Raw genomic sequence first — 15118 nt, forward strand, 5'->3', positions numbered from 1 at the left:
CCCCCATCGGTGAGACGTTGCTTTAAGTGTAAGCCAGCTATGGCAACTCGCCTAGGCAACCACCCAGGTAGCGCTGTTGGGCTGGTCGAGGTGGCGTGCCAGGTAGCCGGCGAACTCGGCGCGGCTGATGGCCTGGGCGCCCAGGCTGTGCAGGTGGTTGGTCGGCATCTGGCAGTCGATCAGCACGAAGCCGGCCTGGCGCAGGTGCTCGACCAAGGTCACGAAGCCTACCTTGGAGGCGTTGTCCGCACGGCTGAACATCGATTCGCCGAAGAACAGCTGGCCCATCGCCAGGCCATACAGGCCGCCGACCAGCTCGCCGTCCTGGCGTACCTCCACCGAGTGGGCGATGCCGCGCCGGTGCAGTTTGCAGTAGGCGTTGCGCATGGTGTCGGTGATCCAGGTGCCGTCGGCGTAGTCGCGGGGCGCGGCGCAGGCGGCGATCACCGCCGGGAAGTCGGTGTCGAAACTGACCTGGTAGCGGCCCTGGCGCATCAGCTTGGCCAGCGACCGCGACACGTGCAGTTGGTCTGGCAGCAAGACCGTGCGCGGGTCGGGTGACCACCAGAGGATCGGCTGGCCGTCCTGGTACCAGGGAAAGCAGCCATGGCGATAGGCCTGCACCAACCGCTCCGGGCTCAGGTCGCCGCCAGCGGCGAGCAGGCCGTTAGGGTCGTGCAGGGCCTTTTCCAGGGGCGGGAAGGTGAGCGAGTCGCGGGTCAGCCAGGTGAGCATGGTCTATCGTGCGGTGGGGGAGGGGAGAGGGCAGCATGGCGCGGGTGAAAACCAGGGTCAATGTCTTTGAGGTCCCCACGCCTGTGGGTCGTGCAAGTTGGGCAATTTCCTACACATTCATGAAACCACAGGCACCAACCGCTACATTTGCTGTCACACCTGTGCAAAAACACAGCATAAGCCTTTGTCACAAAAGAAAATGCGTGCTCAAATTGCAGCTATACGAAAGTCGCCCCCACTCAAGCGCCTTATGGCGCGCCGTCATGGCAGTGGGCGGGCAGTAATGTTAAAAGTAGTGGTTCATTGGCCGCACCGCCGGCCGATCACTATTGGACGCGCACCACGCGCAGGAATAGACGCGTTTTGAAGAAAACCACCGCAACCCCAGCTCCATTGCCCGTGCCCCTGTGGCGGCAACAGCTGCACTATCGCCTCAAGGAAGGTGCGTTGATCGCTGTCGGCGCCCTGTGCCTGTACCTGTGGATGGCGCTGCTGACCTACGACACCTCGGACCCGGGCTTCAGCCACACCGCCACCGTGGACCAGGTACAGAACGCCGCCGGGCGTGCCGGTGCCTACTTCGCCGACATCCTGTTCATGGTGCTGGGGTACTTCGCCTATATCTTCCCGCTGCTGCTGGCAGTCAAGACCTGGCAGATCTTCCGCCAACGCCACCAGCCGTGGGACTGGAGCGGCTGGCTGTTCTCCTGGCGGCTGATCGGCCTGGTATTCCTGGTGCTGTCGGGGGCGGCGCTGGCGCATATCCACTTCCACCCGTCGGCGAGCCTGCCGTTCTCCGCCGGGGGCGCGCTGGGCGAAAGCCTTGGCGACCTGGCGCGCAACCTGTTGAACGTGCAGGGCAGCACGCTGATGTTCATTGCCCTGTTCCTGTTCGGCCTGACCGTGTTTACCGACCTGTCGTGGTTCAAGGTGATGGACCTGACCGGCAAGATTACCCTCGACCTGTTCGAGCTGGTGCAAGGCGCCGCCAACCGCTGGTGGGAAGCCCGCAACGAGCGCAAGCGCCTCGAAGCACAGCTGCGCGAGGATGAGCCGGTGGTCAAGGCCGCGCCGATGGCCGCCGAGAAGCGCGAACCGGCCAAGCCGGCCCTGCGTGAACGTATCTTCAAGCGGGAAGAAGCACCTGCCCCGGTGGCGGAGCCGCGTGAGCCGACCCTGAGCCGCGAACCGGTCGTGCCGCGCGAGCCAACCCTCGCCCGCGAGCCGGTGGTATCACGCGAGCCGATAGTGCCCCGTGCGCAGCCCGCCACCCCGATGATCGTGCCGCCGTCAGCCGACAAGGCGCCAGAGCCGAGCAAGCGGGTGATGAAGGAGAAGCAGGCGCCGCTGTTCATCGACAGCGCCGTGGAAGGCACCTTGCCGTCGATTTCCATCCTCGACCCGGCCGAGCAGAAGAAGATCGAGTACTCGCCAGAATCCCTGGCCGGTGTCGGTCAGCTGCTGGAAATCAAACTCAAGGAATTCGGCGTGGAGGTGTCGGTAGACTCGATCCACCCCGGCCCGGTCATTACCCGTTACGAAATCCAGCCTGCCGCCGGCGTGAAGGTCAGCCGTATCGCCAACCTGGCCAAGGACCTGGCGCGTTCGCTGGCGGTGACCAGTGTGCGTGTGGTCGAGGTCATCCCCGGCAAGACCACCGTGGGTATCGAGATCCCCAATGAAAACCGGCAGATGGTGCGCTTCTCTGAAGTGCTGGCCACGCCGCAGTATGACGAACAGAAATCGCCGGTCACGCTGGCCCTGGGGCACGACATCGGCGGCAAGCCGGTGATTACCGACCTGGCCAAGATGCCCCACCTGCTGGTGGCCGGTACCACCGGTTCTGGTAAGTCGGTGGGTGTGAACGCGATGATTCTGTCGATCCTGTTCAAGTCCAGCCCGGAAGACGCGCGGTTGATCATGATCGACCCGAAAATGCTCGAACTGTCGATCTACGAAGGCATTCCGCACCTGCTGTGCCCGGTGGTGACCGACATGAAGGACGCCGCCAACGCGCTGCGCTGGAGCGTGGCCGAGATGGAGCGGCGCTACAAGCTGATGGCGGCCATGGGCGTGCGTAACCTGGCCGGTTTCAACCGCAAGATCAAGGATGCCCAGGAGGCAGGTGAAATCATCCATGACCCGCTGTACCGTCGCGAGAGCATGGACGACGAGCCGCCGGCGCTGAAAACCCTGCCAACCATCGTGGTGGTGGTGGACGAGTTCGCCGACATGATGATGATCGTCGGCAAAAAGGTCGAAGAGCTGATCGCCCGTATCGCGCAGAAGGCGCGGGCGGCGGGTATCCACTTGATCCTCGCCACCCAGCGCCCTTCGGTGGACGTGATCACCGGCCTGATCAAGGCCAACATTCCGACCCGTATGGCGTTCCAGGTGTCCAGCAAGATCGACTCGCGGACCATCATCGACCAGGGTGGTGCCGAGCAGCTGCTGGGCCATGGTGACATGCTGTACATGCCGCCGGGCACCAGCCTGCCGATCCGGGTGCACGGCGCCTTCGTGTCCGACGATGAGGTGCACCGCACGGTCGAGGCGTGGAAGCTGCGTGGCGCCCCGGACTACAACGATGACATCCTCAACGGCGTCGAAGAAGCCGGTAGCGGCTTTGATGGCGGCGGCGGTGGTGGCGACGGTGACGATGCCGAAACCGACGCCCTGTATGATGAAGCGGTGCAATTCGTGCTCGAGAGCCGTCGTGCTTCCATTTCTGCCGTGCAACGCAAGCTGAAGATCGGCTACAACCGTGCCGCGCGCATGATCGAGTCGATGGAGATGGCCGGCGTTGTCACCCCGATGAACAGCAACGGCTCGCGGGAAGTGATTGCCCCGGGCGGCCCGCGCGACTGATGAACACCCTGCCGGGCGCCAACGGTGGCGTCCGGCCTTTTCAACGCTCAATGAGGATTCCCATGCGCGCGATTCGCATGCTGTTGGTTTCTGCCCTGACCCTGGGCTCGGTTACTGCTTATGCCGGTGAGCAAGACGTACAACGCCTGACGCAGCTGCTGGAAAAGTCGCAGACCCTCGAGGCCAACTTCTCCCAGCTGACCCTGGGTGCCGACGGCACCAGCCTGCAGGAAACCTCGGGCAAGATGACGGTCAAGCGCCCGGGCCTGTTCTACTGGCACACCGATGCACCGCAGGAGCAGGTGGTGGTGTCGGACGGCAAGAACGTCACCCTGTGGGACCCGGACCTGGAACAAGCCACCATCAAGAAGCTCGACGTACGCCTGAACCAGACCCCGGCGCTGCTGCTGTCGGGTGATGTGTCGAAGATCAGCCAGAGCTTCGACATCGCCTCGAAGGAGCAGGGCGAAGTGATGGACTTCACCCTCAAGCCCAAGACCAAGGACACCTTGTTCGACTCGCTGCGCGTGTCGTTCCGCAAGGGCCTGATCAATGACATGCAACTGATCGACAGCGTCGGCCAGCGCACCAACATCCTGTTCAATGGCGTCAAGGCCAACCAGCCGGTGCCGGACAGCACGTTCAGGTTCGACATCCCCAAAGGCGCGGACGTGATCAAGGAGTAACCGGAGCTCGTCATGGACCTGTTTCGAAGCGAACCTGTCGCCCAGCCCCTGGCCGCCCGCCTGCGCCCGTCCAACCTGGACGAGTATGTCGGCCAGGAGCACCTGCTGGCGCGCGGCAAACCGCTGCGTGAAGCGCTGGAGCAGGGCGCGCTGCACTCGATGATCTTCTGGGGGCCGCCAGGGGTGGGCAAGACCACGCTGGCGCGGCTGCTGGCGCAGTTCTGCGACGCCCACTTCGAAACCGTCTCGGCGGTATTGGCCGGGGTCAAGGAGATCCGCCAGGCGGTCGAGGTGGCCAAGCAGCAGGCCGGCCAGTATGGCCGCCGCACCATCCTGTTCGTCGATGAAGTCCACCGGTTCAACAAGTCTCAGCAGGACGCGTTTTTACCCTATGTGGAAGACGGCACCCTGCTGTTCATCGGCGCCACCACCGAAAACCCGTCGTTCGAGCTTAACAACGCGCTGTTGTCACGGGCGCGGGTCTACGTGCTCAAGAGCCTCGACGAGGCGGCGCTGCGCAAGCTGGTCAACCGTGCGCTGACCGAAGAGCGTGGCCTGGGCAAGCGCAACCTGCGGGTCGGTGACGAGGCCTTCAAGATGCTGATGGCCGCCGCCGATGGCGACGGCCGGCGGATGCTCAACTTTCTCGAAAACGCCTCTGACCTGGCCGAAGACGGCAGTGAGATCGATGTCGAGATGCTGCAGAGCCTGCTGGGTGACAGCCGCCGCCGTTTCGACAAGGGTGGCGAGGCGTTCTACGACCAGATTTCTGCGCTGCACAAGTCAGTGCGCGGCTCCAACCCCGATGGCGCCCTGTACTGGTTTGCGCGCATGCTCGACGGTGGCTGCGACCCGTTGTACATCGCCCGCCGCGTGGTACGCATGGCCAGCGAAGACATCGGCAACGCCGACCCGCGCGCGCTCAGCCTGTGCCTGGCGGCGTGGGATGTACAAGAGCGCCTGGGCAGCCCCGAGGGCGAGCTGGCAGTGGCACAGGCCATCACCTACCTGGCCTGCGCGCCGAAAAGCAACGCCGTGTACATGGGCTTCAAGACCGCCCTGCGTGAAGCGGCCGAACATGGCTCGCTGGAGGTGCCGCTGCACCTGCGCAATGCCCCGACCAAGCTGATGAAGCAGCTGGGTTACGGCGACGAGTACCGCTATGCCCACGATGAGCCCGACGCTTATGCTGCCGGTGAGGACTACTTCCCCGACCAGCTTGAGCCCCGCCAGTACTACCAGCCGGTGCCGCGTGGCCTGGAACTGAAAATTGGCGAGAAGCTGCGCCACCTGGCCGACCTTGACCGCAACAGCCCCCGTCAGCGGAGAAAACCGTGATTGCAGTGATAGCCGCGGTCAGCGCGGGTGGTATCGCCGGTACCCTGTTGCGCTTTGCCACTGCCAACTGGGTAACGGCCCACTGGCCACGGCACTTCTATGCCGGTACGCTGGCGGTCAACCTGGTTGGCTGCTTGCTGATCGGCGTGCTCTATGGCCTGTTCTTGCACAGGCCGCTGGCGCCGGTCGAATTGCGTGCCGGCCTGATTGTCGGCTTCCTCGGCGGCCTGACGACCTTTTCCTCCTTCTCGCTCGATACCGTGCGCCTGATGGAAAGCGGGCAAGTGCCCCTGGCCTTGGGCTATACCAGTATCAGCGTGGTGGGCGGGCTGCTCGCGACCTGGGCCGGCCTGTCCCTGACCCGATTCTGAACCAACACCTACACATAACGAGAGAACGATATGCTCGATTCCAAACTGTTACGCGGCCAACTTCAGGAAGTGGCGGATCGCCTGGCCTCCCGTGGCTTCAGCCTGGATGTCGCGCGCATCGAATCACTGGAAGAGCGCCGCAAGGCGGTGCAGACCCGCACCGAGCAACTGCAGGCCGAGCGTAATGCCCGTTCCAAGTCCATTGGCCAGGCCAAGGCCAAGGGCGAAGATATCGCGCCGCTGATGGCTGACGTTGAGCGCATGGCCAACGAACTGGCTGCCGGCAAGGCCGAGCTGGATGAGATCCAGGCCGAGCTGGACGGCATCTTGTTGACCATCCCGAACCTGCCTGACGCCAGCGTACCGGTCGGTGCCAGCGAAGACGACAACGTCGAAGTGCGCCGTTGGGGCACGCCGAAGGCCTTCCACTTCGCAATCCAGGACCACGTCGCCCTTGGCGAGGTTAGCGGTGGCCTTGACTTCGAAGCCGCTGCCAAGCTGTCCGGCGCGCGTTTTGCCGTGCTGCGTGGGCCGATCGCCCGCCTGCACCGTGCCCTGGCGCAGTTCATGATCAACCTGCACACCGGCGAGCACGGCTACGAGGAGCACTACACCCCGTACCTGGTGCAGGCCCCGGCCCTGCAGGGTACCGGCCAGCTGCCGAAGTTCGAGGAAGACCTGTTCAAGATCACCCGTGAAGGCGAGGCGGACTTCTACCTGATCCCGACCGCCGAAGTGTCGCTGACCAACCTGGTGGCCGGGGCAATCCTCGACGCCAAGCAACTGCCGTTGAAACTGGTCGCGCACACCCCTTGCTTCCGCAGTGAAGCCGGCGCTTCTGGCCGTGACACTCGCGGCATGATCCGCCAGCACCAGTTCGACAAGGTCGAGATGGTGCAGGTGGTGGAGCCGGCCAAGTCGATGGAAGCCCTGGAAGGCCTGACTGCCAACGCCGAGCGCGTGCTGCAACTGCTGGAGCTGCCGTACCGTGTGCTGGCCCTTTGCACCGGCGATATGGGCTTTGGCGCGGTGAAAACCTATGACCTGGAAGTGTGGGTGCCTAGCCAGGACAAATACCGCGAGATCAGCTCGTGCTCCAACTGCGGCGACTTCCAGGCGCGCCGCATGCAGGCCCGCTGGCGTAACCCGGAAACCGGCAAACCAGAGCTGGTGCACACCCTCAACGGCTCTGGCCTGGCGGTGGGCCGTACCCTGGTGGCCGTGCTGGAAAACTACCAGCAGGCCGACGGCTCGATCCTGGTGCCGGAAGTGCTGAAGCCGTACATGGGCGGCGTCGAGGTCATCCGCTAAATGGATTACCTGCCGCTGTTCCACAAGCTGCAGGGCGGCCGCGTGCTGGTCGTCGGCGGCGGCGAAATTGCCCTGCGCAAAGCGCGCCTGCTGGCGGATGCTGGCGGTGTGCTGCGCGTGGTGGCGCCGGATGTCGACGGCCAGCTGGCCGCGATGGCCAGGGAAGGTGGCGGTGAGGTGCTGGTGCGTGGCTATCAGGCCGCCGACCTGGTCGGCTGCCGGCTGGTGATTGCGGCGACCGACGACCCTGGGCTGAACGCCCAGGTGTCGGCCGATGCACAGGCCCTCAGCCTGCCGGTCAACGTGGTGGATGCGCCAGCCCTGTGTACGGTGATATTCCCGGCGATCGTCGACCGTTCACCGCTGGTGATTGCGGTATCCAGCGGCGGTGACGCCCCGGTTTTGGCGCGTTTGATTCGCGCCAAGCTCGAGGCCTGGATCCCGGCAGCCTATGGTGAGCTGGCCGGGTTGGCGGCGCGTTTCCGGCACAAGGTCAAAGCCTTGTACCCGGACGTCAACCAGCGACGCGGCTTCTGGGAAACCGTGTTTCAGGGGCCGATTGCCGAGCGCCAGCTGGCCGGGCAGGGCGCCGAAGCCGAGCGTCTGTTGCAGGCGATGGTAGAAGGCGCGCCGCTGCAGCAGGGCGGTGAGGTGTACCTGGTAGGGGCGGGCCCGGGTGATCCGGACTTGCTCACCTTCCGTGCCTTGCGCCTGATGCAGCAGGCCGATGTGGTGCTGTACGACCGCCTGGTAGCGCCCGCCATCATCGAGATGTGCCGGCGTGATGCCGAGCGCATCTACGTAGGCAAGCGCCGCGCTGACCATGCCGTGCCCCAGGACCAGATCAACCGCTTGCTGGTCGATCTGGCCCAGCAGGGCAAGCGCGTGCTGCGCCTGAAGGGTGGCGACCCGTTTATCTTCGGCCGGGGCGGCGAAGAGATCGAAGAGCTGGCCGAGCATGGCATCCCGTTCCAGGTGGTGCCGGGCATTACTGCCGCCAGTGGCTGCTCCGCGTATGGCGGGATTCCGCTGACTCACCGCGACTACGCGCAATCGGTGCGCTTCGTCACGGGCCATCTGAAAGACGGCACCAGCAACCTGCCGTGGAATGACCTGGTGGCGCCGTCCCAGACACTGGTGTTCTACATGGGATTGGTGGGCTTGCCGACCATCTGCGCCGAGCTGATCAGTCATGGTCGGGCGGCAAGCACCCCGGCGGCGTTGGTGCAGCAGGGGACTACGCGTAACCAGCGGGTGTTTACCGGTACACTGGCAGACTTGCCGGACCTGGTGGCCCAGCATGAGGTGCATGCGCCGACCCTGGTGATTGTTGGGGAAGTGGTGCAGCTGCGCGACAAGCTGGCCTGGTTCGAAGGTTCGCAGAACAGCTGAGAACGTTTGGGGCTGCAATGCAGCCCCGGCTTTCTCAAGCCTGCCAAATTCCTTTACCCACCAACCGCGCTCGATCATGCGCCAAGCCAAAGTCCTGCAAAGGCCCTTTAGGCACGATCCCGTTCGGGTTGATGGTCTTGTGGCTCATGTAATAGTGCTTCTGGATATGCTCCATATCCACGGTCCCCGCCACTCCCGGCCACTGGTACAGCTCACGCAGCCAGTTCGACAAGTTGTGGTAGTCGCTGAGGCGCCGCAGGTTGCACTTGAAATGCCCGTGGTACACCGCATCGAACCGCACCAGCGTGGTAAACAGGCGTACATCTGCCTCGGTCAGGTACTCACCGGCCAGGTAGCGATTGCGGCTCAGCAAATCTTCCAGATAATCGAGTTCGTTGAACACATCGTCAAATGCCGCCTCGTAGGCGTCCTGCGTTGTGGCAAAGCCGGCGCGATACACGCCGTTGTTCACCGCCGGGTAAATGCGCCCGTTCAGTGCCTCGATAGCCGGGCGCAGTGGCTCGGGGTAGAGGTCCAGGGTATTGCCGGTCAGCTCGTTGAACGCGCTGTTGAAAATACGGATGATTTCTGCCGACTCATTGTTGACGATGCGCTTTTCTTGCTTGTCCCACAGCACAGGCACAGTCACGCGGCCGGTGTAGTGCGGGTCATCCTGGGTATAGCGCTGGTGCAGGTACTGCAGGGCGTCGAGGTGGTCACCGCTGGAGCCTTGCTGCTGGTCGAAGGTCCAGCCATGGTCTTGCATCAGCCAGCTGACCACCGATACATCGATCAAGGGTTCCAGGCCTTTGAGGGCGCGCACAATCAGGGTACGGTGGGCCCATGGGCAGGCGAGCGACACGTACAGGTGGTAGCGGCCGGCCTCGGGGGCGGGCAACTGATTGCGGCGTTGGGCGTTTTCGCGTTTGAACGTGCCGTCCTTGCCGTTTTCATACCACTGGTCATGCCAGCGGCCGTCGATCAAAAGGCCCATGGTGAGCTCCTGAAACAAAGTTGTTTGTCGTTGGAGCCCAGTCTAGGCCAAATCGTTCGAACGAATAGCGCAAATATCGGGGTTTTATAATCGATCAAATCGATTTGTTTCGTGTATCCCAGTAGCCTTGGGCGGTCGCAAAGGCCTGCTCACGGTCCTGTCCCAAACCGCGCAGGGCCAGGGCCATGGTCGCAATCAGGGCCTTCTCGCCGTAGCTGTCTTCCACTTCCCCGCGCCAGAACGCCTGCAAGTGCTCGGCCTGCAGGCTGGCTGGTTTGACGTGGCGGCGCTCGCTCAGCGCCGGCCACTCTTCGTCCCACGCTTCGCCTGCGGTGGTGCCGTAGAGGTGGCTGATGACATCCGGGTTGACTTCGATCTCGCCGCCATCACCCTTGATCACCACGGCATGGTCGCCGAGCAGGCGGCTGGCCTCCCGGTGCACCGCTTGGTAACCGGGGTGGAAGATGCTCTGCAGACCACAGCGTGCGCCCAGGGGGTTGAGCACCCGGGCCAGGGAGTGGATTGGCGAGCGCAGGCCCAGGGTGTTGCGCAGGTCGATCATGCGCTGCAACTGCGGCGCCCAGTCGTGCAGCGGGAAAAACGCCAGATGGTGCTGGTCCAGCGCGTTTTCGACTGCAGCCCAGTCGCGGCACAGCGGGATCTGCAACAGGTCGAGCAACTGCTCGGTGTACATGCGCCCGGCGGTATGTGCGCCGCCGCCGTGCATCAGGATGCGCACACCGTTGCCGGCCAGGCATTTGGCGGCCAGCAGGTACCAGGGCAGGTGGCGCTTCTTGCCGGCGTAGGTCGGCCAGTCCAGGTCCACGGCGATGCGCGGCGCCTGCAAGTGGGCACGCAGGGCTTCGGTGAAGCCGGCCAGCTCTTCGGCGCTTTCTTCCTTGTGCCGCAGCAGCATCAGGAAAGCGCCGAGCTGGGTGTCCTCGACCTTACCCTCCAGCAGCAGGGTCATGGCCGCGCGTGCCTCCTCACGGGTCAGGCCGCGCGCGCCGCGCTTGCCTTTGCCGAGAATGCGCACGAATTCGGCGAACGGGTGTTCGGCGGGGGTTTCCAGGGTAAGCGGGCGAACGTCAATCAAGGATGGTTGGGTCATATGCAGTTGGTCGGCTTGGGCAGGCCCGCCAGCTTGGCGGCAAGTTTGGCGGGGGTGCCGTTGAACAGACGGTTCAGGTGCGGGCTGTTGCCCTTGTCCGGGCCCAGCTTCAGGGCGGTGTACTTGATCAGCGGGCGAGTGGCCGGTGATAACTGGAATTCCTGATAGAACTGGCGCAGCAGTTCGAGGATTTCCCAGTGGTCCGGCGTCAGCGCAATGCCTTCGCGCTCGGCCAAGGCTTCGGCGGCAGCATGGGACCAGTCTTGCAAGTCGACCAGAAAGCCGTCCTTGTCCACGGCGATCGCCTGATCGCCAACGGTAAGCGTATTCATAGCCAGCTGTTGACCTTGTCGTATTGCAGCGACAGTTCGACGAAACCGGCGTAGTCCACGGCCTTGGCCAGGTCGTTGCCGATCGCGCGGGCTTGCAGGTCTTCGTCCAGCGCGAACAGGCGCTGAGCCAGGCCGGCATCGTGCAGTTGGCGGTGCGGTTCGCTGTCGCTACGCAGGGCGTATACCGCATCGCCACACAACATCAAGGCGTCATCGGTGCCGAGCAGGCGCAGGCAGCTGGCCAAGCGGTCGTCACCAAACGGGGAGTGGGCAAGTACATGCAAGGTTGTCATCAGAGTGTTACCACCTGGTCGAAACGGGCGATCAGCGCGGTCAGTGCCGCGTCATCGAGCACTTGCACCGGCAGCGTCAGGCTATCGGCGGCCAGGCCACGGCGGGCCAGGCTGTGGCTGCAGGCGAACAGTTCTTCGACGCCGAACATTGGCAGCGCCTGCAGGTTGGCGGCCAGGTTCTTCTGTTCCACGGCGGCAGGTTGCTGGCCGGGTGCAAGCTGGAAAACGCCATCATCGAGGAACAGCATGCCCAGCGGCAGGTCGAATGCGCCGCCGGCCAGGGCGATGTCCAGTGCTTCGCGGGCGGATGGGCCCCTCCACGGGGCCTGACGGCTGATGATCAACAAGGATTTGGCCATGGTCAGTCGCCTCCGAAGCAAACAAGGCGGTCGGCAACTTGCGCTGCTTCGTGCAATTGGCCCAGGCCGGACAGCTCCCATGGTTTGGGCAGGTTGATGGCCGGGCGCTGGTAACGGTTGGCTTCCGCTTCGTCGAGCACGCCACGGCGCAGGGCGGCGGCGATGCACACCACCGCGTCCAGCTGATGGGCCTCGATAAAGGCACGCCACTGAGCGGCCACATCGACTTCGTCCTGGGGGGCGACCACGTTGGCCGAGGCACTGTGCACCCCGTCCTGGTAGAAAAACAGCCGGGCAATCTCATGCCCGCCGGCCAGTACCGCCTCGGCGTAGCGCAAGGCGCGCCGCGAGGAGGGCGCATGGGCCGGGGAGAACACCGCGATAGCGAATTTCATGGATAACTCATGCAAAGGAATGCTGCCATGATAAAGCAAAAAAGCCCGCGCCCGCTTGTGCAAGCGGCGTGGGCTTTGTATGTATCCGTGTGTGCTGCGCGCCCCCTGTAGGCGCGGCACCTTGTGTCGCGATGAGCTGCAAAGCAGCCCCCATCGCCCTAACAGGCAGGCACCCTACTCAAGCCTGCTCCTTGCTCTCCGGCAAGAACCAGTTCAGTACCAGCGCGCAGATCCCCCCAGTCGCCACACCCGACTCCAGCACATTGCGAATCGCCGCCGGCATATGCGCCAGGAACTCCGGCACCTGCGCCACGCCCAGGCCCAGCGCCAACGACACGGCAATGATCAGCAGTGCACGACGGTCCAGCCGGGTGCTGGCCAGAATATTGATACCCGACGCCGCAACCGCCCCGAACATCACCATGGCCGCGCCACCCAGCACCGGCTCCGGCACTGCCTGGATCACCCCGGCAACGCTCGGGAACAGCCCCAGCAGCACCAGCATCACGGCAATCCACATACCGATGTGGCGACTGGCGATACCGGTCAGCTGAATCACCCCGTTGTTCTGGGCAAAGATCGAACTGGGGAACGTGTTGAAGACACCGGCCAGCAGCGAGTTGGCACCGTTGACCAGCACGCCACCCTTGATCCGCTGCATCCATACCGGCCCTTCGACCGGCTGGCGCGACACCTTGCTGGTGGCGGTAACATCACCGATGGCTTCCAGCGAGGTGACCAGGTAAATCACCAGCATCGGAATGAACAGCGCCCACGAGAAGCTCAGGCCAAAGTGCAGCGGGGTCGGCACCTGGAACAGCGCGGCTTCGTGCATGCCGGTGAAGTCCAGGCGGCCCATGTAGCCGGCCAGCGCGTAACCGACCGCCAGGGCGATGACGATGGCGCAACTGCGCATCCACACCACGGGTACGCGGTTGAGGATCACGATGATCGCCAGCACCACGCCCGACAGCAGCAAGTTATCGCCGTTGGCAAAGGTGCCGTTGGCCATGGCGCCAAAGCCACCGCCCATGCTGATCAGACCTACCTTGATCAAGGTCAGGCCAATCATCAGCACCACGATACCGGTCACCAGCGGCGTGATCAGGCGTTTGACGAACGGCAGAATGCGCGACACGCCCATCTCCACGAACGAGCCCGCAATCACCACGCCGAAGATGGCGGCCATCACACCCTCTACCGGCGTGCCTTGCTTGACCATCAGCGCGCCGCCCGCAATCAGCGGGCCGACGAAATTGAAGCTGGTGCCCTGCACGATCAGCAGCCCGGCGCCGAACGGGCCAAAGCGCTTGCACTGAACGAAGGTGGCGATACCCGAGATCACCAACGACATGGAAACGATCAGGTTGGTATCGCGCGCAGAAACGCCTAGCGCCTGACAGATCAGCAGCCCTGGGGTAACGATCGGCACGATGATCGCCAGCAGATGCTGCAGGGCAGCCAGCAAGCCGATCAGCAGCCGCGGCTTGTCCTCCAGGCCAAGCACCAGTTCATTGGCAGGCGCCGCTGCGCCTGGGCTGTGTTCGTGTGAGCTCATTGCTGAAAGCCGCCCCGGAAGAAAAAAGGAGCGCATTCTACGGGGTGATGAGGGATTGGGGTAGAGAAAAGCACGATGGCGGCACGATCGGCGAGCATTTGCCTGGATATCTGACTTTTTGGTCAATAATTACGGTTGGCAGGGGCGTGGGGGCAGGTGTCCGGCTTGAGTTATTGGGAGGGGCAGAAATCGAGCGCCGCCCGCGCGGCGCTCGATTTATCAGGCGCTGAACCTCTACCGACGTACACCCCGAACCCCAATCCCCTTTCGAAAATCCACAAAAAAGCCCGCCGAAGCGGGCTTTCTCACACAGCAATCAATCAGTCATCACGACCCATGATGCCAAACAACTGCAGCAGGCTGACAAACAGGTTGTAGATCGACACATACAGGCTGATCGTCGCCATGATGTAGTTACGCTCGCCACCATGAATGATCGCGCTGGTCTGGAACAGGATGCACACCGACGAGAACAGCACGAAGCCCGCGCTGATCGCCAGTTGCAGGCCGCTGATCTGGAAGAAGAAGCTGGCAACGACAGCACCCAGCAATACGAAGAAGCCTGCAGTGATGAAACCACTGAGGAAGCTCATGTCCTTGCGGGTAATCAGCACGTAGGCCGACAGACCGCCAAACACCAGCGCCGTCATGGCAAACGCCGAACTGACCACTTCAGCGCCACCGGCCATGCCCAGGTAGCGGTTGAGGATAGGGCCGAGGATGAAGCCCATGAAGCCGGTGAGGGCAAAGGTAGACACCAGGCCCCAAGCCGAGTCACGCAGTTTGTTGGTAAGGAAGAACAGCCCGTAGAAGCCGATCAGCACCACGAACACATTCGGGTAGCCGACGCGCATCTGCTGGGCAACGAAGGCCATGACACCGCTGAAGGCGAGGGTGAGCGCCAGCAGGCTGTACGTGTTGCGCAGGACCTTGCTGATCTCCTGCTGCTCGACCTGCTGGCCGTGGTGTACGGCGTAATCCTGTTCGCGCATGGCGACACTCCTTGGTAAACCTGTGGTTTCGAACGTTCAGATGCTAGGAGTCTATCAGAGCTCCTGCAACCCGCGACACAGAGAGTTTGACAGCGTGTTTCATTAAGGTATTATGGCGGCCGCAAAACAAGCTGGAAGCGTGGCCGAGTGGTTTAAGGCAACGGTCTTGAAAACCGTCGATGGGCAACTATCCTAGAGTTCTTATCTAAGGTTTCAATCTGTTGCATCTTATACCAGCTATCATCGCTTCTTTCGTGATGTCGCTAGGGAAATTGGCAGAGTGGTTGAATGCACCGGTCTTGAAAACCGGCGAACGTTAATAGCGTTCCCAGGGTTCGAATCCCTGGTTTCCCGCCAAAATTCAGTAAAAACAAGGGCTTAGG

General features: G+C 63.1%; 15 protein-coding genes and 1 tRNA gene. 7 read left to right on the forward strand and 9 right to left on the reverse strand.

Annotation, left to right across the window (positions count from 1 at the left end; all coding sequences use genetic code 11):
* Positions 1 to 51 precede the first annotated feature (51 nt).
* Positions 52 to 735 carry a leucyl/phenylalanyl-tRNA--protein transferase gene (aat, locus tag E8E68_RS22135; RefSeq protein WP_280344741.1) on the reverse strand — a complete coding sequence of 228 codons (684 nt, stop codon included), beginning with the start codon at positions 733 to 735 and terminating at the stop codon, positions 52 to 54.
* 363 nt (positions 736 to 1098) lie between these two features.
* On the opposite strand from aat, the gene E8E68_RS22140 reads away from it, so the two are divergent.
* The 6 genes from E8E68_RS22140 (at position 1099) to cysG (ending at position 8701) form a co-directional block, all read left to right on the forward strand.
* Positions 1099 to 3603, forward strand: coding sequence for a DNA translocase FtsK (locus E8E68_RS22140; RefSeq protein WP_266030403.1), 2505 nt, complete (start codon positions 1099 to 1101; stop codon positions 3601 to 3603).
* A gap of 62 nt (positions 3604 to 3665) precedes the next feature.
* Positions 3666 to 4289, forward strand: coding sequence for an outer membrane lipoprotein chaperone LolA (gene lolA, locus E8E68_RS22145; protein ID WP_110744620.1), 624 nt, complete (start codon positions 3666 to 3668; stop codon positions 4287 to 4289).
* Positions 4290 to 4301: 12 nt separating this feature from the next.
* The gene (locus E8E68_RS22150) at positions 4302 to 5627 is read left to right on the forward strand and encodes a replication-associated recombination protein A (protein ID WP_266030400.1); all 1326 of its coding nucleotides are present in this window, start codon (positions 4302 to 4304) and stop codon (positions 5625 to 5627) included.
* On the forward strand, positions 5624 to 5998 hold the full coding sequence (crcB, locus tag E8E68_RS22155) for a fluoride efflux transporter CrcB (RefSeq protein ID WP_280344746.1): 375 nt from the start codon (positions 5624 to 5626) through the stop codon (positions 5996 to 5998). The genes E8E68_RS22150 and crcB overlap by 4 nt, the downstream gene beginning before the upstream one ends.
* A 30-nt stretch (positions 5999 to 6028) precedes the next feature.
* On the forward strand, positions 6029 to 7309 hold the full coding sequence (gene serS, locus E8E68_RS22160) for a serine--tRNA ligase (protein ID WP_280344749.1): 1281 nt from the start codon (positions 6029 to 6031) through the stop codon (positions 7307 to 7309).
* The gene (gene cysG, locus E8E68_RS22165) at positions 7310 to 8701 is read left to right on the forward strand and encodes a siroheme synthase CysG (protein ID WP_266030395.1); all 1392 of its coding nucleotides are present in this window, start codon (positions 7310 to 7312) and stop codon (positions 8699 to 8701) included. It abuts the gene before it with no gap.
* Positions 8702 to 8735: 34 nt separating this feature from the next.
* Here cysG and E8E68_RS22170 read toward each other — a convergent pair whose 3' ends face one another.
* The 8 genes from E8E68_RS22170 to E8E68_RS22205 form a co-directional block, all read right to left on the reverse strand.
* Positions 8736 to 9695, reverse strand: a complete 960-nt coding sequence (locus tag E8E68_RS22170; RefSeq protein ID WP_280344752.1) for a glutathione S-transferase family protein — start codon at positions 9693 to 9695, stop codon at positions 8736 to 8738.
* Between the two features lie 94 nt (positions 9696 to 9789).
* The gene (locus tag E8E68_RS22175; protein ID WP_266030391.1) at positions 9790 to 10806 is read right to left on the reverse strand and encodes a glycosyl transferase family protein; all 1017 of its coding nucleotides are present in this window, start codon (positions 10804 to 10806) and stop codon (positions 9790 to 9792) included.
* Positions 10803 to 11138: a TusE/DsrC/DsvC family sulfur relay protein gene (locus E8E68_RS22180; protein ID WP_110744613.1), complete on the reverse strand. Its 336-nt coding sequence runs from the start codon at positions 11136 to 11138 to the stop codon at positions 10803 to 10805. The genes E8E68_RS22175 and E8E68_RS22180 overlap by 4 nt, the downstream gene beginning before the upstream one ends.
* Entirely contained in the window at positions 11135 to 11431 is a 297-nt protein-coding gene (gene tusB, locus E8E68_RS22185) for a sulfurtransferase complex subunit TusB (RefSeq protein ID WP_266030390.1), read from the reverse strand. Before tusB ends, E8E68_RS22180 begins: the two co-directional genes overlap by 4 nt.
* Positions 11431 to 11790, reverse strand: a complete 360-nt coding sequence (gene tusC, locus E8E68_RS22190) for a sulfurtransferase complex subunit TusC (protein ID WP_266030388.1) — start codon at positions 11788 to 11790, stop codon at positions 11431 to 11433. The genes tusB and tusC overlap by 1 nt, the downstream gene beginning before the upstream one ends.
* A 2-nt stretch (positions 11791 to 11792) precedes the next feature.
* A complete protein-coding gene (tusD, locus tag E8E68_RS22195) occupies positions 11793 to 12185 on the reverse strand; it encodes a sulfurtransferase complex subunit TusD (RefSeq protein WP_266030387.1) in 393 nt (130 codons plus the stop codon).
* A 178-nt stretch (positions 12186 to 12363) separates the two neighbouring features.
* Positions 12364 to 13743, reverse strand: coding sequence for a uracil-xanthine permease family protein (locus E8E68_RS22200; RefSeq protein WP_280344757.1), 1380 nt, complete (start codon positions 13741 to 13743; stop codon positions 12364 to 12366).
* Positions 13744 to 14063: 320 nt separating this feature from the next.
* Positions 14064 to 14735, reverse strand: coding sequence for a Bax inhibitor-1/YccA family protein (locus E8E68_RS22205; protein ID WP_003251184.1), 672 nt, complete (start codon positions 14733 to 14735; stop codon positions 14064 to 14066).
* Positions 14736 to 15001: 266 nt separating this feature from the next.
* Here E8E68_RS22205 and E8E68_RS22210 point away from each other — a divergent pair.
* A tRNA-Ser gene (locus E8E68_RS22210) sits at positions 15002 to 15092 on the forward strand.
* Positions 15093 to 15118: the final 26 nt, after the last annotated feature.

The organism is Pseudomonas sp. BN607, from assembly GCF_029871175.1.
Classification (GTDB): Bacteria; Pseudomonadota; Gammaproteobacteria; order Pseudomonadales; family Pseudomonadaceae; genus Aquipseudomonas.